Here is a 23049-nt window from a genome sequence, read left to right on the forward strand (position 1 = left end):
GTCGCACGTCCTCAGCCGTTCCCGCCGCCGCTCTCGACGCCGTTCCCGCCATCGGTCCTGCCGCCGTTCCCGCCGTCGGTCCTGCCACCGTTCCCGCCGTCGGTCCTGCCGTCGTTCTCGCCGTGGGTCCTGCCTTCGTACCCGTCGCCGTTCTCGCCGTCGTTCTCGTCCGGCCGTACCTGGATGTGGTCCTCGGCCAGTTCCAGCAGCACCCGGTCCGCCATGCCCAGGGCAGCCGTGTACTCGGCGGGCAGCTGAAGGCGGCCCGCGCGGTCGAGCATCGCGTACTCACGCGCCACGAGGGACTCCCGGCCCGTCTCGTCGACCTCCGTGCGGCGCAGCACCTCCGTCGAGGTACGGCCGTCGCGGATGGCGACCGTGCGGCGGACCTCACCGGCGACCGCCTGGTCGTGCGTGACGATGACGATCGTCGTGCCCAGTTCCTCGTTCGCCCGGCGGAACGCCGCGAAGACCTGCTGTCCGGTCGCCGAGTCCAGCTCGCCGGTCGGCTCGTCGGCGAGCAGCACGGCGGGGTCGTTGGCGAGGGCGACCGCGATCGCGACGCGCTGTTGCTGACCGCCGGACATCGCCTGCGGACGCCGGTCCCGGCAGTCGGCGACGCCCAGCAGGGACAGCAGATCGTCCACCCGCCCGGCACGTTCGCGCCGGGAGCCGCCCGCCAGCTGCATCGGCAGGGCGACGTTCTGTGCGGCCGTCAGATACGGCAGCAGATTGCGCGCCGTCTGCTGCCAGACGAAGCCCACCACCTCACGCCGGTACCGCAGCCGCGCCTTCGCGTCCATCGTCAGCAGATCACGGCCCGCGACCTTCGCGGCGCCCGCCGTCGGGACGTCCAGGCCCGCGAGGATGTTCATCAACGTCGACTTGCCGCTGCCGGACGCTCCCACCAGGGCCATCAACTCGCCCTCGCGCACCAGCAGATCGAGCCCCTGGAGCGCCTGCACCTCCACCGCGTCCCCGCCCCCGCGCCGGGCGAAGATCCGCACCAACCGGTCGCAGGCGATCAGCGCGTCGTGCCCGTACGCGGGCCGGTCGCGCTGCCGCGCCACCCGGCGCTGAAGCTCCTCGAGCGACTCCGTCGTACCGCTCATCGCATGTCTCCCGCCCTGAGGTGAGTGATCGGTGTCCGGCGCCCCGCCCACCAGGCCTGGGCGACCGCCACCGCCCCCGCCAGCAGCACCGCGCCCGCGGCCGGCAGAGCCAGCGACCACACGTCGGCCCGCAGCACGGCATCCGGGGCCGTCACACCGGAGATGCCGGCCAGGGCCAGCCGGTCCAGGTCGATGCCGGGGGAGAGCAGCCCCACCGTCGCCCAGCCGGCGGCCATGCCCCCGCCGGCCGCGAGCAGCGTCTGCGGCAACGCCTCCAGGCCGAGCAGGCGCCTGCCCTGGCGGGTCGTCATGCCCAGTGTGCGCAGCCGGGCCAGCAGGGCGGCCCGCTCCGGAGCGGACCGCAGCAGACCGAGCACCAGGGCGAGCACGGCGTAGCCCGCACCCGCGGCGACGGCCCAGACGTAGATCCGTTCGGCGCCCTCCTGCAGCGGCGAGTCGGACAGCGCCGCGCGTTCCTCGCTCCGCAGGGTCACGGCCAGGCCCGGATGGGCGCCGCGCACGGCCGCCCGCAGTGCCTTCCCGTCGAGCCCGGCGCCGGCCGCCAGCAGGACCGAAGGGCCGGGCGAGCCCTTCAGCCCCGCCGCGTCGACCAGCAGGAACTCCCCCTCGGGGACGGCCGGGGTGCGGGGCCGCACCGCGGTGACCCGCACGGTCACGGGCCCGTAGTCGGTCACGATCCGGCGCGGCGACTTCCCCAGCCGCTCGGCGACGCTCGGGGAGGCGACCGCGTCCAGCACCCCGCCCCGGGTCCGCAGGGCGTCCGCCGCGAAACCCCCGAGCCCCACGTGCCGGGCCAGTCCCGCGTACGAGTCCGGCTCGACCCCCACCAGGGGCAGCGACCCCGACTCGTCGGACGCGCGCTCCGAGGCGTACCCGATGCCCACGGCCGTCACTTCCCGGACCCCGGCCACCTCCCTCACCGCCCGCGCCAGTCCCGTCGGCAGTGCACTGCCGTCGGTGGCGACAGCCGCGTCCGCACCCGTCTTCAGCAGCGCTGCCCGGTCCCGGGCGACCGCCACGCCCGTCAGCACGGACCCTCCGAACGCGGCCGTGGTCAGGGCCGTCAGCAGGGCGAGCAGCGGCAGCGTGGCGACCGCGGCCGGTGAACGGCCCGCCCGGGCCAGCGACAGGAACCCGACCACGCCGCGCAGCCGCCCGGCCGGGCCGGCCGCCCACCGCAGGGGCAGCGGATACAGCCGGACCAGGACCAGCGCCGTCACCAGCCCGACGAGCACCGGAGCGGCGCTCACCAGCAGATCGCCCGGCTCGCCCGCACCGCGGCGGCGCAACGTCAGCACCGAGCCGGCGGCCAGCACCAGCACGGTCAGTTCGACGACCGTGCGGCGCCCGCCGGGCCTGGCCCGGGCCAGATCGTCGCGCTCCCGGTGCGCCCGCGGCCTGCGGTGCGCCACGGCCGCGCGCACCGGCAGCGCCGCACAGGCGAGCAGCGCCACGGCGCCCGCCCCGAGGACGGCGGGCAGCAGCCGGGCCCCGTCCACGACGAGCACGGCCGGCAGCAGGCCGCAGGCCGCGGCGGGCAGCGCCGGCGCCGCGCACTCGGCCAGTAGCCGCCCGGTGATGCCCCGCAGGGAGCCGCCCCGGGCGCGCAGCAGGGCGAGTTCGGCGTCGCGGCGGGAGGCGGCCAGACCACCGCTCATGACCAGGACGACCGAAGCGACCGCGGCGATACCGAACACCGCCACGGCGACCACGGGGGCGATGGCGTCACGCGTCTGCGTGAAGGAACCGACGACCTGCTCCAGACCGGTGGACAGGTCCGCGAGCGGACCGGCGGCTCCGCGCATCCGCACCAGCCCGGGCCCGTTCTCCAGGGACGCGATCGCCGCGACCAGCGCCGCGGTGTCCGTCCCGGTGAGCCGCCCCGTCGCGGGCGCGTACCGCCAGTACTTCTCCGGCTCTCCCTGCCCGCCGAGCAGCGCGGGTGCGGAACCGGGCGCCAGCAGGACGCCCGCCTCCCAGTAGAACTGCGGCGGACGGCCGCCGAAGGAGGCCAGGGCCGGTGTGCGCAGAACCGGCTCCGCCGACCAGTAACTGCGCTGCGGGTGCCGGGGCTGGAGGATGCCGGTGATCCGTACGGTCAGCGGCCCGTCGGGAAAACCGGCCAGGGTGAGCGAGGAGCCGGAGCGCAGCCGCAGCGTGCGGGCCGTCTCGGTGGTCACGGCGCCTTCCACCTCCCTGGCGCCCATGGACACCCGGCCGGCGGCGGGCAACCGGCCCTCCCGCACGGTGGCATGGCCGGCCAGTCCCGACTGGGTGGCCAGGGTGAAGCGGGGCGGCACCCCGTCGGGCCGCGGCAGCGACGCGTCCAGCGCCTCCAGACTCTTACCCGTCCGCACCCCGTACGCCGACTCGGCCGGGTCCGCCCGCAGCGGTGCGGGCAGCAGCGCACGGGCCTGGGCGTCGACCGCCGCGAGCGCCTCCGGCCGGACCTCGTTCGCACGGGCACGGTCCGGCCGTTCGAGACCGGGCTGCGGCGTCTTCAGTTCCAGCACGGTGGACTCGGGGGCGGCGACGGCGACGGCCTCGCGCAGCCCGTCCGTCTCGTACGCCTCGACGGCCCGGGGCAGGAGCGCCGCGAGGAACGCCGTGACCAGCACCAGCACACCGAAGGCGACGGTGGACCCGGGCGCGGCCCGCAGCCGGGTCCGTACCCAGGGCGCGCCCTGCGCGTTGCGCGGCATGTCAGTCCTCCCCCTGGTGGCGCAGCGCGACCGCCGGGTCGGCGCGGCGCAACGCCGACACGACGGTGATCAGCAACAGCGGGGCGGCCACCCCCGCGAGGAGCAGGGCCACCCGGGCCTGCGGGAGTTCCACGAGGACGGGCGGGACCGGCCGTGCCGCATCGGAGGTCAGTACGATCAGCGGCACCACGGCCCGCGTCAGGACGGCGCCGAGACCCAGCCCGGCGAGCAGCCCGGCGCCGATGAGCAGGCTCTGCTCCGTCGCGACCAGCCGGGCGAGGTCCCGGCGGGGCGTGCCCAGGGCGCGCAGCACCGCGAACTCCGCGGACCGCTCCCGCCGCGCACCCGCGGCGCTCACCGCGAAACCCCCGGCGGCCAGGGCCGCGGCGGCCACCGCCACCGCCGTCAGCGCCGAGCGCGGGCCCGCGCCCAGCGGGTCCCGCAGCAGCTCGGCAGCGGTCTCGTCCCGTACCAGCACCTGCTGGTCTTCGAGATCGGGGCGCGCCCGCAACGCGGCGGCGACCTCGGCGGCCTTGCCGGGCGCGGCGCTCACCCACCACTCGGTGGGCACGAGCGGCGCGGCGGCCCGCCGGTCCAGCACGGCGTCGACGGCCCGCAGGTCGAGCAGCAACGCCCCGCCCCCCACCGCCTCACCGTTCGGTCCGGCCGCGGTGGTCGGCAGCGCCTCCACCGCCCGGACGATCCGCACCCGCAGCTGCTCCCCGGACAGTGGTACGTCGATGGTGTCGCCCGGCCCGGCTCCCGCTGCCCGCAAAAAGTCCCGGGTGGCCACGGCGGCGAGCGTCCGCGGCGCCCCGGCCCCGACGGTGGCGACACGGACGGAGTAGAGCGGGGGCGTGTTGACGCTCTCGTCGGGATCGGCGCCCGTGCCGTACGACACGGTCAGCGGCGCGCCGGCGGACACGGCGGGCCTCGTGGCCCCACGGGCCAGGACGGTGCCGTTCTCCGTCACGGTACGGCTGCCCCGCCAGCGCGTCGCGGCGGGCGCGGGGACGGCCCGCGCGGCACCGTCGGAACCGGTGGCGAGCAGTCGTTCGACGGTGAACCGGTGCTGTTCGGGGCGGCCGACGGGAGAGGTGTCATCGAGCTGAAACCCGGTCAGCCGAAGTGGCCCGGCCGGGGCGGCGCGGCGGCCGGACGCCGTCACGTCGAGGTCGAGCGCGACCCGGCGCACCCGCCCGTCCACCACAACCTCCCCGGCGCCCATCCGGTACGCGATGCCGTACCGGTCCTCGACGACCACCGTGAGCTGCGGCGCACGGCCGGAGGGGGAGCGCCCCGTCCGGGCCCGCAGATCGGTGATCCGCACGTCGAGGCCGAGCCGCCGGGTGCCGTCGGGAAGCCGGACGGCCCGGTCCTCGTCCGGCGCGGGAGGAGCCAGTGACCGCAGCAGCCTCGCCGGGGGCTCACCGGCGAGGTCGCCGCGCATCAGCAGCCCGGCCCCGGCACGGGCGGTGTCCAGGGCGAGGACCGTCGCGTCCCGGTCGCCGGACAGGCTCAGAGAGGTGCGATGCGCGGGAGCGGCGTCCCCGGCCCCGGGCAGCCCGGAGTAGAGACCGGTCTGCCCGGGACTGCCCGGACTCTGGTCGAGGACCCGGACCGAGGCACCCGTCCGGAAGTCGGCCTGGTCGTCCTGCGACCGGTCCCAGGACGCGCCGTGCCCGATGGCCAGCATCCCGGTCGCCACGGCGATGACCAGCAGCAACACCGGACCCGCCCCACGCAGCGGACGCCGGCTGAACTGCCAGCCCGCCAGCGCCGCCGGCAGCCCCCGCCCGTGCGAGGAACGCCGCTCGGCCAGCCGGGCGGCCGGCGGCAGCAGACGCAGCGTCAGTACGGTGCCCGCCAGCAGCGCCAGCGCGGGCGCCGCGACCAGCAGCGGATCGATGCCCAGCCGGCCCGCCCGGTCGAAACTGAGCACCCCGCCGCCGGTCGTGTCGGTCTGCCGTTGCAGCTGCCAGTACGCCACGGCCGCGATCAGCAGCAGCCCCGCATCGGCTCCGGCGCGCAGGGGCGCGGCCGTCGTGGCGGCACGCAGCCGGCGCAGCCGCACCGGCGTGCCGGCCGTCGCCGCCAGCGCGGGCGCCACAACCGCCACCGCGCACCCCAGCGCCACGCCGGCCGCCACCAGCCAGACCCGTCCCGACGGGGCGGTGTCCAGCCGCAGCCCGATCCGGTCGAGCGAGGACGAGCGGGCCAGCAGCCGGGTCAGCGGGCCGGACAGCAGGGCGGCACAGACCGCGGCCGGCACCGCCAGCAGCAGCGCCTCCAGCGCGGCGAGCCCCGCGATCCGGCCACGCGAGCCGCCCCGGGCGCGCAGCAGTTCGGTCTCTCCCGCGCGCTCACCGTCGAGCAGCCGGGCCACCAGCAGCAGCGCGTACCCGGCCAGCAGGACCAGCTGCACGGAGACGATCGCCAGGGTGGACCGGGACACCAGCAGGGTCCGTTCGGTCCGCTCCAGAACCTCCGGCAGTCCGTTGCGCACGCTCGCGGCGCCCCCGAGCGCCGGGCTCACGCGCAGCGCCCCGGCCGCGCGCAGGGCGTCCGCGCGGAGCGCGCCGATGTCGCCGGTGGTGAGGGTGCGGTAGTCGGCCGTCGCCACCCAGCCGGTGGTGTCCGCGGAGGCACGGCCGGAGGCGAGCACCGACGCCTCGGCCAGCAGCGGCCCGTAGGTGGTGAAGGCCAGGGTGCGCACGCCCCGCCCGCCCACCGTGTCCGCCTGCCAGTAGGGATCGGTGCCGTCGGCCGCCCGGTACACCCCGGTCACCCGCACCCTCAGCGGTGCGCCGCCCAGCCGGTCGGTGAGCTTCAGACGTGCCCCGGGCCGCAGCTTCAGCCGGTCGGCCGCCGCCTCGGGCAGGGCGACGGGCACGGTGGATCCCCGGCCCGCCGGCGCCGGGCCGGGCAGAGCCCCCGAGACCAGCCGGATCCGGGACCGGTCCAGAGCGGCGAGATGCGTCAGGTCGGGCTGCCCGGCCCGGGCGTCCGCGTCCCGCAGGGACCGGGGCAGCGCGTACGGCCCGGACCGCTCCAGCCTCCGCACGGTCACCGGCAGCCCGCCGAAGACCTCCCGCGCCCCGCGCACCACCGCCCGGTGCGCCGCGTCCCGCCGCTCCCGGGGCACGTCCGCCTCGACGAAGAGGGAGGCGGAGAGCGCGGACCTGCCGGCCAGCGTGCCCCGCAGCGCCGCGTCCCCGACGGAGCCGGAGAAGGCCGTGAGGGCGGCGAGCACCGAGGTGGTCAGCAGGACGGCGAGCAGGGCGGCCGTGAGCAGCAGCCGATGCGCGCGCAGGCGCAGCAGCAGTAAGCCCGTCACTCTTCCCCCACCGATGCGCGAGCCGCTTTTCCCCCAACCCGGCATGCATATCACGGAGTTACCGGCCCGGCACATGAGTTCGAAGCCGCGTTGTCCGGCCCTTGACCGTCCGGACCCGTTCCGTATGGGATGCGGTGATGACCGAGAACAGCAGCCCCGGGTCCGGTGCCGCCCTCGCCGACGACACGGCCGGGGAACCGATGCTGCGGGTGGCGGACCTGCACCACTCCTACGGCACCGGGGCCGCGGCGGTACACGCGCTGCGCGGGGCCTCCTTCGCCGCCCGGCGCGGTGAACTGGTCGCCCTCAAAGGCCGCTCGGGCTCCGGAAAGTCGACGCTGCTCCATCTGATCGGCGGTCTCGACACCCCGCAGCGCGGCCGGGTCGTCGTGGGCGGCACCGACCTGTCGGCGCTCGGCGAGAGCGAGCTGCTGGAACTGCGCCGGGACCGGATCGGTTTCGTCTTCCAGTCCTTCGGGCTCATCCCCATCCTCACCGCCGCCGAGAACGTGGGCGTGCCGCTGCGGCTGCGCCGGACCGAGCCGCGGGAACGGGAGGAGCGGGTGGCGATGCTGCTGGCCCTGGTGGGACTGGCCGGACACGAGGCACAACGGCCCGCCGAGCTCTCCGGCGGACAGCAGCAGCGGGTCGCCATCGCCCGGGCCCTCGCCAACCGCCCGGCCCTGCTGCTCGCCGACGAGCCGACCGGCCAGCTCGACGCGGCCACCGGCCTGGCGGTGATGGAGCTGCTGCGCGCCGTGGTCCGCAGCGAGGGCGTCACGGCGCTCGTCGCCACCCACGACCCGCAACTCCTCGGCCTGGCCGACCGGGTGCTGGAACTGAGCGACGGAGTGGTCGTCGAGAGCTGAGAGGATGCGGCCCATGGTCGCGATCAGTCTGAGCAAGGTGCAGGAGACCGCTCCCGCGCTGGTGAACCTCTACAAGAGCGCCGGGGTGTCCCTCGTGAAGCACGGGCTGGACGGGCTGCGGGCCGCGGTCTACCTCGTGGTCGACTACTCCGGCTCGATGAAGCCGTACTACAAGGACGGCAGTGTGCAGGCGCTGGCCGACCGGGTGCTCGGGCTGTCGGCGCACCTGGACGACGACGGCAGCGTGCCGGTCGTGTTCTTCTCCACCGATGTCGACGCCGAGACCGAGATCGCCCTGGCTGGCCACCAGGGGCGGATCGAGCGGATCGTGGCCGGGCTCGGGCACATGGGGAAGACCAGCTATCACCTGGCGATGGACGCCGTGATCGACCACTACCTCGACAGCGGCTCGACGGAGCCCGCCCTGGTGGTGTTCCAGACCGACGGCGGGCCCATCAACAAGCTCGCCGCGGAACGCTACCTGTGCAAGGCGGCGAAGCTGCCGCTGTTCTGGCAGTTCATCGGGTTCGGCGACCCGGGCAGCAAGCAGTTCGACTTCCTGCGCAAGCTGGACGAGCTGGCCGTGCCGGGCAAGCGGGTCGTCGACAACGCCGGGTTCTTCCACGCGGGGCAGGACCCGCGGAAGGTCCCGGACGCCGAGCTGTACGACCGGCTGGTGAGCGAGTTCCCGAAATGGCTCATGGCCGCACGGGCACAGGGGATCGTCCACGACCCCGGCGGTCGCTGACCGGCGCTCGCCCCTCTGGCCCAACCGCCCCGCCCCTTGGCCCACGCCCCGTTTGCACGGCCGCGACGCCGTGCCACGCTGGGAAGGATCCCACGGGGAGGCGACGACGTATGGGCGACGACGGCGCACGACGGGTGTACGGGACGGATTCCGCTCGCAGGCCTCCGGTCGGCAAGGGCGAGAAGCTCGCCGACTGGGCCGACGGACGGCTCGGGCTCTTCGCCCTGGCCAAGGCCAACATGCGCAAGGTCTTCCCGGACCACTGGTCCTTCATGCTGGGCGAGGTCACCCTCTACAGCTTCGTCGTACTGATCCTCACCGGCGTCTACCTCACCCTGTTCTTCGAGCCCAGCATGCAGGAGGTCGCCTACAACGGCTCCTACACGGAGCTCAACGGCGTCCTCATGAGCAAGGCGTTCGAGTCCACGCTGGACATCAGCTTCGACGTGCGCGGCGGGCTGCTGATCCGGCAGATCCACCACTGGGCGGCGCTGGTCTTCATCACCGGCATGCTGGTGCACATGATGCGGGTGTTCTTCACCGGAGCCTTCCGCAAGCCGCGCGAACTGAACTGGCTCTTCGGCTGGACCCTGCTGATGCTCGGCATCATCACCGGCCTGACCGGCTACTCCCTCCCCGACGACCTGCTGTCCGGCACCGGCATCCGCTTCGCACAGGGCGCGATCCTGTCGATCCCGATCGTCGGGACGTACCTGTCGTTCTTCCTGTTCGGCGGGGAGTTCCCGGGCGAGGACATCATCTCCCGGCTCTATCCCGTCCACATCCTGCTGCTGCCCGGGATCATGCTGGGCCTGGTCACCGCCCATCTGATCCTGGTCTTCTACCACAAGCACACCCAGTTCCCCGGCCCCGGACGCAAGGAACGCTCGGTCGTCGGGATGCCCTTCCTGCCGGTCTACATGGCCAAGGCCGGCGGCTTCTTCTTCCTCGTCTTCGGCGTGCTGACGGTGATGGGCGCCATCGCCCAGATCAACCCCGTGTGGGCGTTCGGCCCCTACCGCCCCGACCTGGTCACCACCGGCGCCCAGCCCGACTGGTACCTCGGCTTCTCCGAGGGCCTGATCCGGGTGATGCCGGGATGGGAGATCAACCTCTGGGGGCACACCCTCGTCCTCGGCGTGTTCATCCCCTTCTCGCTCTTCCCGCTGATCCTGTTCGCCCTCGGCCTCTACCCCTTCCTCGAGGCGTGGATCACCGGCGACAAACGCGAGCACCACATCCTGGACCGGCCGCGCAACGCGCCCGTGCGCACCGGCCTCGGCGTGGCCTGGCTGACGCTGTACGCGGTGCTGCTGATCGGCGGCGGCAACGACATCGTCGCCACCCATCTGCACCTGTCCATCAACGTGATCACCTGGTGCGTGCGGATCGGGGTCTTCGTGCTGCCGGTCGCCGCCTTCATCGTCACGAAGAAGATCTGCATGGGCCTGCAGCGCCGCGACCGCGCCAAGGTGCTGCACGGCAGGGAGACCGGCACCGTCAAGCGGCTGCCGACCGGCGAGTACATCGAGGTCCACGAGCCCCTCACCCAGGGCGAGCTGTTCACGCTCACCCAGCACGAGCAGAACCCGCCCTACGAGATCGGGCGCGAGGTCGACGCCGGGGGAGTCCGCCGCAGGGTCAAGCGGTCCGAGCGGCTGCGAGCCCGGCTCGCCAAGGCCATGTACGGCCCCGACGCACGGATCGAGAAGCCGACCGTGGAGCAGTACCGGGAGATCACCAGCGGCGACCACCCGCACTGAGGACGGCCGAGCCCCGACGCCGAAAGCGCAACTCCCGGCCCGCTCCGCCCACGCCCCCTACGTATCGCACTCCAGCACGCTGCGGCACAGCGCGCACCGCGCCCGGACCCGCCCCCGCACCGGCACCCTGATCCGCTGATGGCACGTGGGGCAGGGGAACGACACCCGCAACCGCCCGCCCCCGTCGGGCGAGAACGCGTACGGCGCCCCCGGCTGCTGCGGGCCCGCCGCAGCGTGCCGCCGGTCCCGGGCGTACCGCCGCCGCCCCGCCCATCCCGCCGCCGTCAACGGCGGCTGCCGCTCGTCACGGCGGGCCAGCTCCATCCCCTTCACATACGCCGTGTACGCCTGCGCACTGGTGAACCACACCGCCGGGTCCTCCCCGAACGCCAGCGCCCGCTTGGCCAGCACGTACCCGAACTCCTCCGGCGTGAGGTACCCCAGCTTCTGCGACGACGCCCCGTCCTCCCGGTAGGCGTCCAGCAGCAGCCACCCCGCACCCAGATACGTCGTCACCGTGTCCGTGAGGATCTCGTTGTCCCGCACCCCCGGGAAGGACAGGTCCAGGCGATGCAGGTACACATGCGTCACCTCGTGCGCCAGGGCCGCCCCGATGTCCCGCCGATGCGTACGGAACCGGTCGTTCAGCTCCACGAAGTACTCCGGCCCGGCCGTGAGCTCCACATTCGCCGCGTGCCGCATCTCCCGGAAACTCACGACCAGCCGGGCATCCGGCAGCCGGTAGTGCCGCACCAGCTCGTGCGCCACCCGCTGCGCCCCCAGATACAGATCGTCCGTGTCGCAGAACGCCACGTCGACGGGGAGCACACTCGACGCGAACGTCCGGACGGTGTCGTGGGACAGTCGCCTGTACAGCGCCGTGACAGCGGCCCGCACCGTCTCCAGATGCGGGTAGCCGTGCTCGACCGGCCCGTCGTTCGCCACGTCTCACCCCCAAGACGCCCCTGAACCCGGTTCCACTGTACGAGGACGAGCCCCACCACGGACGGCCCCGGCACGGCGAAATCCGGCCGTCACCTCTCGCGCACCACCGGCAGCATCCGGGCCGTGACCAGCGAAAGATCGTCCCCACGTACAGCTCCCGGGCACCCCGCTTCCACCCGCGGCCCGGCTCCCGGGAACGGACCCGCGTCCGGGCCGTCCCCGGCGGCCACGAGGACATCCGCTTCCACAAGCAACTCTTACCGCCGAGGGATGAGACGCCCTTCGGCCACCCGTCATGATCCCCGTAGGCTGACGCCCCATGACCACCAGCAACACCGGTTCCCGCGACGTCGACCCCGCCGTCCGCGAAGAGCTCGCCCGGCTGCGCGACAGCATCGACAACATCGACGCCGCCGTCGTCCACATGCTCGCCGAGCGCTTCAAGTGCACCCAGCAGGTCGGCCACCTCAAGGCCCGGCACCAGCTGCCGCCCGCCGACCCGGCTCGCGAAGCCCGCCAGATCGCCCGGCTGCGCGCCCTCGCCGAGAACGCCAAACTCGACCCCGCCTTCGCCGAGAAGTTCCTGAACTTCATCGTCGCCGAGGTCATCCGCCACCACGAGCGCATCGCCGACGAAGCGCTCAACGGCGCCACCCCCGGCGGCAACTGACGTCCCGCGCGCCCCGGGGAGTGACACGGCGGCCCGCTCGGGGCATGCTGCGCTGTACACAGCATGTCAGCCGGCGAGCACTGCGCGTCAGTGTCCCGGACTACTCTGGTCCTCCACGAGGGAGGGGCGTGGGGCCATGCCGTCGGATACCAGGATCCTCATCGTCGACGACCACGAGGACACGCTGTACGCGCTCGAAAGCGCCCTGGCCCCGCTGGGCTACCAGCTCAGCCGGGCCACCAGCGGCGACGAGGCACTCAAGCAGGTGCTCCGCGGCCAGGTCGGCCTGCTGCTGCTCGACGTGCGCATGCCCGGCGTCAGCGGACTGGAGGTCGTGCGCTACATGCGGCGCGTGGAGCAGACCCAGCACATCCCCGTGATCCTGCTCACCGGCTTCGGCGCCGACCACGAACTGACCACCACCGCCTTCCGGCTCGGCGTCGCCGACCTCGTCCTGAAACCCGTCGACCCCTGGGCCCTGCGCACCAAGGTCCGCTACCTCTACGACGCCCACCGGCGCCATCTCGCCCTGCAACGGGAGGTGCACCGCCTGCGCGCCCTCGCAGGGGAGCACACCGAGACCGCCGCACACCCCGCGCGCCCCGCACTGCCGCATCCCGACGCGCACGTGCCCACCCAGCGCCCCATGGGGGCGCACGCCGGGGAGCTCGAAAAGGACCGCACCTAGACCGGACATTGGGCACGTACCGATCCGCCTCTGTGCCTTGCCGACGCCATCAGGCAGCATGTCTCGCATGTCCGTACTGACGCGCGACGAAGCGCAGACCCGAGCAGAGCTCCTCGACGTCCACCACTACACGATCGAACTCGACCTGACCGGCGGCGACGACACCTTCGACTCCCGCACCCTGATCAGGTTCGCTGCCCGCGTGGACGGGGACACCTTCGTCGAGCTCAAGCCCGCCGAGCTGCGCTCCGTCACCCTCGACGGACACCCCCTGGACCCGGAGGCACTGGACGGCAACCGGCTCACCCTGCCGAACCTCACCGCCGGCGAGCACGAACTGCACGTGGACGCCCGGATGCGCTACTCCCGCACCGGCGAGGGCATGCACCGCTTCACCGACCCCACCGACGGCGAGACCTACGTCTACACCCAGCTGTTCATGGAAGACGTCCAGCGCGTCTTCGCCGCCTTCGACCAGCCCGACCTCAAGGCCGTCTTCGAACTGTCCGTGACGGCCCCGCAGAACTGGACCGTCCTCGCCAACGGCATCACCGAACAGGCCGACGGCGTATGGACCGCGGCCCCCACACCGCTCATCTCCACCTACCTGGTCGCCGTCGCCGCAGGCCCCTGGCACTCCGTGCGCACCGAACACCGCGGCCTGCCCTTCGGCCTGCACTGCCGCCGCTCCCTCGCCCCCCACCTGGACGCCGACGCCGACGAACTCCTCGACGTCACCCGCGCCTGCTTCGACCGCTACCACGAGAAGTTCGACGAGCCCTACCCGTTCGACTCCTACGACCAGGCCTTCGTGCCCGAATTCAACGCCGGCGCCATGGAGAACCCGGGCCTGGTCACCTTCCGCGACGAGTTCGTCTACCGCTCCGCCGTCACCGACACCGAACGCCAGACCCGCGCCATGGTCATCGCCCACGAGATGGCCCACATGTGGTTCGGTGACCTCGTCACCCTCAAGTGGTGGGACGACATCTGGCTGAACGAGTCCTTCGCCGAGTACATGGGCTACCAGACCCTCACCGAAGCCACCCGCTTCTCCGACACCTGGACCGACTTCGGCGTCACCCGCAAGTCCTGGGGCTACGACGCCGACCAGCGCCCCTCCACCCACCCCGTCGCCCCCGAGGCCGTCGACGACACCGCCTCCGCGCTGCTCAACTTCGACGGCATCTCCTACGCCAAGGGCGCCAGCGCACTGCGGCAACTGGTCGCCTGGCTCGGCGAGAAGGACTTCCTCGCCGGCATCAACGCCCACTTCGCCCGGCACAAGTACGGCAACGCCACCCTCGCCGACTTCATCGACAACCTCGCCGGCGCCACCGACCGCGACGTCCACGCCTGGGCCGACGCCTGGCTGCGCACCACCGGCGTCGACACCCTCACCCCGCGCATCACACCCGGCGAGCACGGCACCTGCGCCCTCACCGTCGACCGCGCCGGCAGCCGCCCGCACCGCATCGCCGCAGGCCTCTACGACCGCGACCTCGGCGACGACGGCGGCCAGCTCGTGCTGCGCGAACGCCTCCACCTCGACCTCCCGCACACCGAGACCCACCCCATCGGCAAGCGGCCCGCCCTGCTCCTCCTCAACGACGGCGACCTCACCTACGCCAAGGTCCGCTTCGACCCCGAGTCCTTCGAGACCGTCCGCAAGGAACTGTCCGGACTGCCCGAACCGCTCACCCGCGCGGTCGTCTGGAACGCCCTGCGGGACGCCGTCCGCGACGGCGAACTCGCCCCCGTCGCCTACCTGGAGACCGCCCGCGCCCACCTCCCGCTGGAGACGGACCTCGCCATCGTCCAGGGCGTGCTCGCCTTCGCCGCCACGTACATCGCCGACCGCTACCTCACCCCCGAGGAGCGGCCCGCCGCACTCGCCACCCTCTCCGAACTGTGCCGCGACCTCATCCGCCGCACCGAGGACGGCGACAACCCCGGCCTGCGCCTGATCGCCGTACGCCACCGCATCGACGTGGCCGCCCACCCCGACACCATCGCCGCCTGGCTCGCCGACGGCACCGTGCCCGGCGGCCCCGAGCTCGACCCCGAGCTGCGCTGGCGCGTGCTCGCCCGGCTCGCCGTCCTCGGCGCGACCGACGAGGCCGCCATCGCCGCCGAACTGGAACGCGACCCGAGCGCCACCGGCCAGGAGGGCGCCGCCCGCTGCCGCGCCGCCCTGCCCGACCCCGAGGCCAAGGCCCGCGCCTGGCAGGCCATGTTCGGCTCCGACGACCTGTCCAACTACCTGTTCACCGCCACCGCCCGCGGCTTCTGGCAGCCCGAACAGGGCGAGCTGGTACGCGAGTACGTCGGGCGCTACTACGCCGACGCGGTCGCCGTCGCCGACCGCCGGGGCCCCGCCATCGCCGACGCCGCCGGCCGCTGGGCCTTCCCCGCCCACGCCGTCGACGCGGACACCCTCCGCCTCGGCGAGGAATGCCTGCGCGCCGCCGACCCCATCCCCGCGCTCCGGCGCAAGCTGGTGGACCAACTGGACGATCTGGCGAGGGCGTTGCGGGTTCAGGGGGGATGACGGGGGCTAGGACCGACGGGGACGGGGATGCGGTCGCCGACCTGCGACCTGCGACCTGCGACCTGCGACCTGCGACCGGCGACAACGCGGCAGATGCGCGTGCCGGGCCCCGCGTCTGAGACCTGATCCAAACGACAGGCCCTGGGGCGCTCGAACGGGCCGCTGACCGCTTCGCCCCTTCTCGGCCCGGGCCGAGGGCCGCACGGCCGACTCCGGGAACCCGGGCCGGCGGCCGCGCGCCCGGGCCGGTTCTCGGGCTTGTGGACGTGCGGGTCGGCCTGTTCAGCGGTCGCTGGAGGTGCGGGGCCGGACTGTTCAGCGGTCGCTGGACGTGTGGGATCGGCCTGTTCAGCGGTCGCTGGAGGTGCGGAGCCGACCTGTTCAGCGGTCGCCGGACGTGCGGGGCCGGCCGGTTCTCGGGCTTGTGGACGTGCGGGGTCGACCTGTTCAGCGGTCGCTGGAGGTGCGGGCCGACCGGTTTGCCCCGCGGGAGATACCTCCACCCGGGTCGGGTCGTTGAGCCGTACGGGCGTCTCGCCCCGCGCCCCGGAGGTCAGACCCATGAGCACGCCGCCCCTCGCCTCAGGCCCCGAAGGCCCCCGCGCCCTGCGGCCGTTGCTCGACACCGTCCTCGAGGCGCTGGACACCGGCGCCCGGGCCCGGGGCGGACCGCTGCCGACGGGCGGACCAGGCGTGGTCGCCGCCCGCCTGCGGGAAGCGGTGGGGGAGCTCCTGCCCGACCAGGGCGACCCCCACGCCCTGCCCACCCTGGTCCGGGCCTTCGCGGAAGGCGCCGCCGACCCGGCCCACCCCCTGTGCGCCGCCCACCTCCACTGCCCACCCCTCGCCGTCGCCACCGCCGCCGACCTCGCCGCCTCGGCCCTCAACCCGTCCCTGGACTCCTGGGACCAGGCCCCGGCGGCCTCGGAACTGGAGGCCCTGGCGGCAGGCGTGCTGGCCAGGCTGGTCTACCCGGACAGCGACACGGCCGACTCCCTCGTCACCACCGGCGGCACCGAATCCAACCAACTCGCCCTGCTCCTCGCCCGGGAAGCGCACGGCGGATCCGTCCGGCTCGTGTGCGGAACCAACGCCCACCACTCACTGCCCCGCGCTGCCTGGCTGCTCGGACTGCCCGAACCCGTCGTCGTACCCGCCCCGGGCGGCACGCTCGACCCCGACACGCTCGACGAGACGCTCACCCGCCTGCCCGGCCCCCTGCTCGTCGCCGCCACCGCCGGCACCACCGACGCCGGACGCATCGACCCACTGCCCGAGATCGCCGCCCGCTGCGCCGCCCACGGCGCCCGTCTGCACATCGACGCCGCATACGGCGGAGGCCTCCTCTTCAGCGACCGCCACCGCACACGGCTCACCGGACTCGACGCCGCCCACACCGTCACCCTCGACCTGCACAAACTCGGCTGGCAACCGGTCGCCGCCGGCCTCCTCGCCGTCCGCGACCCCCGCGACCTCGCCGCCCTGCGGCAGCACGCCGACTACCTCAACGCCGACGACGACACCGAGGCCGGACTCCCCGATCTGCTCGGCCGGTCCCTGCGCACCACCCGCCGCCCCGACGTCCTCAAGATCGCCGTCACCCTCAAAACCCTGGGACGCGCCGGCCTCGGCGCGCTCGTCGACCAGGTCTGCGCCCACGCCCGGGTGTTCGCCGCCCTCGTCGACGCCCACCCCGGCTTCGAACTGCACGCCCCGCCCGACATCAGCACCGTGCTGTTCCGGCCCAAGGGCGCCACCGACACCACCGTGGCCGCCGTACGCCGCGCGCTGCTCACCGACGGCCGGGCCGTCCTCGGCCGGGCCCGCCTCGACGGCCGGCTCTGGCTCAAGGCCACCCTCCTCAACCCCGCCACCGGGCCCGACGACCTGGCCGCCCTGCTGCACCTCGCGGCAACGAGCCGAGCCACCCTCGTGGAAGGACACACCCCCCGATGAACCCCGCACCGACCCCCGACCCCGACGCCCCCCGCGACCTCGTCGGCATCGGCATCGGCCCCGCCAACCTCTCCCTCGCCGCCCTCGCCCACCCGCTCGGCGGCCTCGACACCGTCTTCTACGACCAGAACCCCGCCTTCGGCTGGCACCCCGGCCTGCTCATCGAGGGCGCCACCCTCCAGGTCCCGTTCCTCGCCGACCTGGTCTCCCTCGCCGACCCCACCAGCCCCTGGACCTTCCTCAACTACCTCAGGAGCCGCGAGCGGCTCTTCCCCTTCTACTTCGCCGAGCGCTTCCACATCCACCGCGCCGAGTACGACGCCTACTGCCGCTGGGTCAGCGAGAACCTCCCCGGGCTCCACTTCGGCCACCAGGTCGACGCCGTCCGCTGGAACCCCGAACGCGACGTCTTCGAGGTCGACTTCACCCAGCTCGACAGTGACGGAGAAGCAGAAGCCCTCGGCCGCACCTACACCCGCGACGTCGTCCTCGGCATCGGAACCGAGCCCTACGTCCCCGACCCCCTCAAGCCCCTCGTCGAGGCCCCCGGCGTGCCCGTCGTACACGCCGCCGACTACCTCGACCACCGCGCCGCCCTGCTCGCCGCCGAACACGTCACCGTCGTCGGCATCGGACAGTCCGGCGCCGAGGTCTTCCTCGACCTGCTGCGCAACCGGCCCGCCGGACGCGAGAAACTGCACTGGCTGGGCCGCACCGAGGCCTTCGCGCCCATGGAGTACTCCAAGCTCGGCCTGGAGCACTTCACCCCGGACCACACCCGCTACTTCCACGCCCTGCCCGAATCCACCCGCGACCGGCTCGTCGAGGGCCAGTGGCAGCTGCACAAGGGCATCGACGCCGCCACCATCGCCGCCGTCCACGACGAGCTCTACCGCCGCACCCTGCACGGCGGCTGGCCCGACGCCGTCCTCACCCCCGGCGTACGGGTCCGCACCGCCGGCCGGGTCGCCACCACCAAAGTGGAACTGCACCTGGAGCACGACCTGCAAAGCAGCCGCTCCCGCCTCACCACCGACGCCGTCGTCCTCGCCACCGGCTACCGCGAACGCCCCCTCGACCGGATCCTCGCCGGCCTCGACCCCTACATGCGCCGCGACAACAAGGAGCGGCCCCGCATCGACGAGGACCACCGGCTCGTCCTCGACCCGTCCGTCACCGGCACGGTCTACGTCCAGAACGCCGAAACCCACACCCACGGCGTCGGCGCCCCCGACCTCGGCCTCGCCGCCTGGCGCAGCGCGATCATCCTCAACTCCCTGACGGGCAGGGAAGCCTACGCACTCCCGAGCCGCACCGCCTTCACCACCTTCGGCCTCACTCAGCGGGCGCACGTCCCGCCGCCCCGCGAGGCACCGGCCCTGACGCCGCTGGTCGACGACCGAAGGTGACGAAGCGCGCGGCTCAGAAAACGGGCGTGCCGTCGCGCGTGAGCTTCCAGTCCACCCCCGCGAAGGCGGCCGGGTCGATCGACCCCTTCGCCTTCACCCAGGCGATCATGGTGTTGCGGATCTCCTCCGAGTTCGACCACAGCACCCGGGCCGCGGCGACGTGCGGGAAGTTCCCGCCGCCGTTGGCGCGGTAGTTGTTCACCGCGAACACGAACTGCGCGTCGTCCGCGAGCGGCTGCCCCTCGAACCGCACGTTCGCCACCCGGGACCCGGCCGGCTTCGCGATGTCGATCTCGTACGACAGGCCGCTCACCACGTCGTAGTTGTAGTCCGGCGTGCCGTTCGCGTTCGTCAGCTTCGCCGGATCCACCGGGGCGTCCGGCGCGGTCTGCACGTAGTAGTTCGCCGAGAACTCCAGGTACGCCTTCATCTGCGCGCCCGTCATCAGACGCGCCTCCAGCGTGTTCTCGAAGACGTACAGACCCGCCACGTCCCGGATCGTCACCTGACCCGCCGGGATCCGCGCGCTGCGCGAGAAACACGCCGCCTGCGACAGCACCGGCAGCGCGGCGTACTCCGTGCCGGCCAGCGCCTGCTTCACCGTGTCCGCCTGGATGTGGTTGATCAGGTCGATGATCGGCACGTCCTTGTACGGCGCCTCGGCCGACGTCATCTCCGCCGTGTTGGTGCCGATGACCTGGTTGACGTACGCCACGACCTTCTCGTGCTCGTCCGTCAGCAGCTTCGTGATCTTCGGGTCCTCCTCCACGGTGTTGGAGTTCAGGACCTTCGCACCGACCTTCTCGACCTTCCAGCAGCCCTTCTCCCAGACCAGCTCGAAGTCGAACAGCGTCAGCCGCTGGCCCCACTTCAGCGGCTCCGACAGCACGACCTTCTTGCCGGTCTTCTTGTTCGCGACGAAGTACTCCGGGATCTCCGTGTGCGCGTGACCGACCAGGATCGCGTCGATGCCCGGCACCTGCTCGGCCACCAGAGCGGCCGCGTTCTCGATGTACGGCAGCTGGTCACCGTAGGACGACGTCCCCGACGAACCACTGTGCGCCGACACGATCACGACGTCCGCGCCCATCGACCGCAGCTTCGGCACCCACTTCGCCGCCTGCTCCTCCAGGCCCGGGAACGTCATCTTCCCCTGCACGTTCGCCTTGTCCCAGATCGCGATGCCCGGGTTGGTCAGCCCCAGCACCGCCACCTTCACGTCCCGCCCGTGCGGCGTGCACAGCCGGTGCATGCTGTACGGCGCGAACGCCGGCCGCAGCGTCTTCGCGTCCAGCGCGTTCGCACCCAGCAGCGGGAAATCGCACTGCTGCTCGAACTTCCGCAGCACCGGGATGCCGTAGTTGAACTCGTGGTTGCCGAGCGCCGCCGCGTCGTAGCCCATGGCGTTCATCGCCTGCGCCATCGGGTGCACCGGGCCGCCCGTGGCGGTGATCGGGTCCACCTTGGCGTAGTAGTACGACAGCTGCGTGCCCTGGATGGTGTCGCCCGCGTCGATCAGCAGCGTGTTGCGGCGGCCCTTGTCCGCACGGACCCGGTTCACCAGCGTCGAGACCTTCGCGAGGCCGACATCGTTGTGGTCCTTGTCGTCGAACTCCTTGTCCGTGAAGTAGTCCCAGTTGAAGACGTTGCCGTGCAGGTCCGTCGTCCCCAGCACGGTGAACGCGTAGCGCTTGGCGCCCCGCTTCGCCTCGGCCGCCTGCGCACCCGGGGCCGAGACCGCACCGGCCAGCGCCACCCCCGCTCCCGTCACGGCGGACTTCTCCAGGAACTTCCGGCGGTTCAACGGCATATCTGGCTCCCCTTGCGGAATCTGTGAACGACGCGCGTAGATAACGCGCGTAGATTCTGACCCGTCCATGACCGGCCGCAACAGACCCGGCAGGTTGCGATCTGATGACTCGGCCCCCCGATCCCCGGCCGCCAACCAGCCCAGACATGACAGAGTGGGGCGTATGACCGCGGCCACCCCAGACGCCTCCCAGCCCGCCGTCCCCTACGGCACACCCGAGGCCCCCCGCATCGCCGTCCGCGGCGAGGCCCGCCTCGAAGTCGACCCCGAGATCGCCCGCATCGGCATCACCGTCGCCGCCCGCGGCCGCGACCGCCGCTCCGCCCTCGACGACCTCACCCGCCGCAACGCCGGCCTTCTCGACCTCGTCAAGTCCTACGGCGACGCCGTCGAACGGCTGGAGACCGGCGCCTTCTCCATCACCCCCGAACTCACCAAGCACGGCCGCGGCGAACGCGTCCGCACCTACCACGGCAGCGTCCGCGTCACCGCCGAACTCACCGACTTCACCGCCCTGGGTGAACTCACCACCCGCCTCGCCGACCTCGAACTCACCCGCGTCGACGGCCCCTGGTGGGCCCTGCGCCCCGACTCACCCGCCCACCGCGAAGCCCGCAAGAAGGCCGTACACGAAGCCGTCCAACGCGCCCGCGAGTACGCCGAAGCCCTCGGCACCCGCCTCTCCGCCCTGGTCGAACTCGCCGACATCGGCGCCGAGAGCGCCCCGCCGCCCTACCCCCAGGCCCCCGGCCGCATGCGCTCCGCGGCCTTCGCCGGCGCCGCCGAGGACACCCCCGCCCCCCTCGACCTCGAACCCCAGCGCCAACGCGTCCACGCCCAGATCAACGCCCGCTTCACCATGGTGCCGCCCCAGCTGTAAGGCACTCCCGCGAGCCCATTTCCGAAAATCCGACCGAATTCCGCGAGCGCTCATCGGAGCACCCCTGCGCACAATTCGACACTTGTCAATAACGCTTCACGCAAAGTCTGTTGAGTGGCCATGCCCGACCAATTCTCTACCGGTCGGTAACTCATAGGCTCCTTTCATGCGCCGAGCAAAAATCGTCTGCACCCTTGGACCCGCCACCGACTCGTACGACCGGATCAAAGACCTGGTCGACGCCGGAATGGACGTAGCCCGCCTCAACCTCAGCCACGGCGGCCACGCCGAACACGAGGAGCGCTACCACCGGGTCCGCAAAGCAGCCGACGAGACCGGCCGCAGCGTCGGCCTCCTCGCCGACCTCCAAGGCCCCAAAATCAGGCTCGGCCACTTCACCGAAGGCCCCGTACTCCTCGAACGCGGCGACACCTTCACCATCACCGTCGAAGAAGGCGTCGAAGGCGACGGCCACATGTGCGGCACCACCTACGCCGGCCTCGCCGCCGACGTCACCACCGGCGAACGCATCCTCGTCGACGACGGCAAGGTCTGCCTCAAGGTCACCTCCGTCGACGGCCCCCGCATCCACACCACCGTCCTCGAAGGCGGCGTGATCAGCGACCACAAGGGCCTCAACCTCCCCGGCGTCGCCGTCTCCGTCCCCGCCCTCTCCAAAAAGGACGAGGACGACCTCCGCTGGGCCCTGCGCACCGGCTTCGACGTCATCGCCCTGTCCTTCGTCCGCTCCGGCCGCGACATCCAGGACGTCCACCGCATCATGGACGAGGAAGGCCGCCGCCTCCCCGTCATCGCCAAAATCGAAAAACCCCAGGCCGTCGACACCATCGACGAGATCGTCGCCGCCTTCGACGGCATCATGGTCGCCCGCGGAGACCTCGGCGTCGAAATGCCACTCGAACAGGTCCCGATCGTCCAGAAACGCGCCATCAAACTGGCCAAACGCAACGCCAAGCCCGTCATCGTCGCCACCCAGATGCTCGACTCGATGATCGACAACGCCCGCCCGACCCGCGCCGAAGCCTCCGACGTCGCCAACGCGGTCATCGACGGCACCGACGCGGTGATGCTCTCCGGCGAGACGAGCGTCGGCAAACACCCCATCGCAACCGTCCGCACGATGGCCCGCATCGTCGAAGCGGCGGAAGAGGACCTCCTCGCGAAGGGCCTCCCGCCCCTCACCGACCGCAACAAACCCCGCACCCAGGGCGGCGCGGTCGCCCGGGCGGCAGCCGAGATGGGCGACTTCCTGGGCGCCCGCTTCCTGGTCGCCTTCACCCAGTCCGGCGACACCGCCCGCCGCCTCTCCCGCTACCGCTCCCCGATCCCCCTCCTCGCCTTCACCCCCGACCAGGCGACCCGCTCCCAGCTCAGCCTCACCTGGGGCGTCGAAACCTTCCTCGGCCCGTGCGTCGACACCACGGACGCGATGGTCGACCAGGTCGACGAACTCCTGCTCCGCTACGGCCGCTGCAGCCCGGGCGACACGGTCGTCATCACATCCGGCTCCCCGCCCGGCGTCTCGGGCTCGACGAACATGGTCAGGGTCCACCACATCGCTGAGTAG

Annotated in this window: 15 protein-coding genes; 10 read left to right on the forward strand and 5 right to left on the reverse strand. The window is 72.8% G+C overall.

Annotation, left to right across the window (positions count from 1 at the left end):
• Positions 1–11: 11 nt before the first annotated feature.
• Genes FDO69_RS10000 through FDO69_RS10010 form a run of 3 tightly spaced genes read right to left on the reverse strand, consistent with a single transcriptional unit; the run spans position 12 to position 7172 of the window.
• The gene (locus FDO69_RS10000; protein ID WP_104779406.1) at positions 12–1112 is read right to left on the reverse strand and encodes an ABC transporter ATP-binding protein; all 1101 of its coding nucleotides are present in this window, start codon (positions 1110–1112) and stop codon (positions 12–14) included.
• On the reverse strand, positions 1109–3835 hold the full coding sequence (locus tag FDO69_RS10005; protein WP_104779407.1) for a hypothetical protein: 2727 nt from the start codon (positions 3833–3835) through the stop codon (positions 1109–1111). Before FDO69_RS10005 ends, FDO69_RS10000 begins: the two co-directional genes overlap by 4 nt.
• A gap of 1 nt (position 3836) precedes the next feature.
• Positions 3837–7172 (reverse strand): FtsX-like permease family protein, encoded by a 3336-nt coding sequence (locus tag FDO69_RS10010; protein WP_104779408.1) that lies wholly within the window; start codon positions 7170–7172, stop codon positions 3837–3839.
• Between the two features lie 137 nt (positions 7173–7309).
• Here FDO69_RS10010 and FDO69_RS10015 point away from each other — a divergent pair, with 137 nt between their 5' ends.
• The 3 genes from FDO69_RS10015 (at position 7310) to qcrB (ending at position 10552) form a co-directional block, all read left to right on the forward strand.
• Entirely contained in the window at positions 7310–8041 is a 732-nt protein-coding gene (locus FDO69_RS10015) for an ABC transporter ATP-binding protein (RefSeq protein WP_104779409.1), read from the forward strand.
• Between the two features lie 13 nt (positions 8042–8054).
• Positions 8055–8789, forward strand: a complete 735-nt coding sequence (locus FDO69_RS10020; protein WP_104779410.1) for a vWA domain-containing protein — start codon at positions 8055–8057, stop codon at positions 8787–8789.
• 110 nt (positions 8790–8899) lie between these two features.
• Positions 8900–10552: a cytochrome bc1 complex cytochrome b subunit gene (gene qcrB / locus FDO69_RS10025; protein WP_104779411.1), complete on the forward strand. Its 1653-nt coding sequence runs from the start codon at positions 8900–8902 to the stop codon at positions 10550–10552.
• A gap of 57 nt (positions 10553–10609) precedes the next feature.
• Here the strand turns inward: qcrB and FDO69_RS10030 are convergent, their stop codons facing one another.
• Positions 10610–11497 carry a hypothetical protein gene (locus tag FDO69_RS10030; protein WP_104779412.1) on the reverse strand — a complete coding sequence of 296 codons (888 nt, stop codon included), beginning with the start codon at positions 11495–11497 and terminating at the stop codon, positions 10610–10612.
• 319 nt (positions 11498–11816) lie between these two features.
• Here FDO69_RS10030 and FDO69_RS10035 point away from each other — a divergent pair, with 319 nt between their 5' ends.
• From FDO69_RS10035 to FDO69_RS10055, 5 genes are all read left to right on the forward strand, one after another.
• Positions 11817–12167, forward strand: a complete 351-nt coding sequence (locus FDO69_RS10035; RefSeq protein ID WP_104779413.1) for a chorismate mutase — start codon at positions 11817–11819, stop codon at positions 12165–12167.
• A 136-nt stretch (positions 12168–12303) separates the two neighbouring features.
• Entirely contained in the window at positions 12304–12855 is a 552-nt protein-coding gene (locus tag FDO69_RS10040; protein WP_104779414.1) for a response regulator, read from the forward strand.
• 67 nt (positions 12856–12922) lie between these two features.
• Positions 12923–15406 carry an aminopeptidase N gene (gene pepN / locus FDO69_RS10045; RefSeq protein WP_104779415.1) on the forward strand — a complete coding sequence of 828 codons (2484 nt, stop codon included), beginning with the start codon at positions 12923–12925 and terminating at the stop codon, positions 15404–15406.
• 561 nt (positions 15407–15967) lie between these two features.
• A complete protein-coding gene (locus FDO69_RS10050; protein WP_104779416.1) occupies positions 15968–17362 on the forward strand; it encodes a pyridoxal phosphate-dependent decarboxylase family protein in 1395 nt (464 codons plus the stop codon).
• On the forward strand, positions 17359–18771 hold the full coding sequence (locus tag FDO69_RS10055) for a lysine N(6)-hydroxylase/L-ornithine N(5)-oxygenase family protein (protein WP_104779417.1): 1413 nt from the start codon (positions 17359–17361) through the stop codon (positions 18769–18771). Before FDO69_RS10050 ends, FDO69_RS10055 begins: the two co-directional genes overlap by 4 nt.
• A 13-nt stretch (positions 18772–18784) precedes the next feature.
• On the opposite strand, the gene FDO69_RS10060 is transcribed toward FDO69_RS10055, so the two are convergent.
• Positions 18785–20581 carry a bifunctional metallophosphatase/5'-nucleotidase gene (locus FDO69_RS10060; protein ID WP_104779418.1) on the reverse strand — a complete coding sequence of 599 codons (1797 nt, stop codon included), beginning with the start codon at positions 20579–20581 and terminating at the stop codon, positions 18785–18787.
• Between the two features lie 163 nt (positions 20582–20744).
• On the opposite strand from FDO69_RS10060, the gene FDO69_RS10065 reads away from it, so the two are divergent.
• Complete coding sequence (locus FDO69_RS10065) at positions 20745–21461, forward strand: SIMPL domain-containing protein (protein ID WP_104779419.1); 717 nt, start codon at positions 20745–20747, stop codon at positions 21459–21461.
• Between the two features lie 166 nt (positions 21462–21627).
• Positions 21628–23049: a pyruvate kinase gene (gene pyk, locus FDO69_RS10070; RefSeq protein WP_104779420.1), complete on the forward strand. Its 1422-nt coding sequence runs from the start codon at positions 21628–21630 to the stop codon at positions 23047–23049.

The sequence above is a fragment of the Streptomyces tibetensis genome (genome assembly GCF_007655005.1).
Lineage (GTDB): Bacteria > Actinomycetota > Actinomycetes > Streptomycetales > Streptomycetaceae > Streptomyces > Streptomyces tibetensis.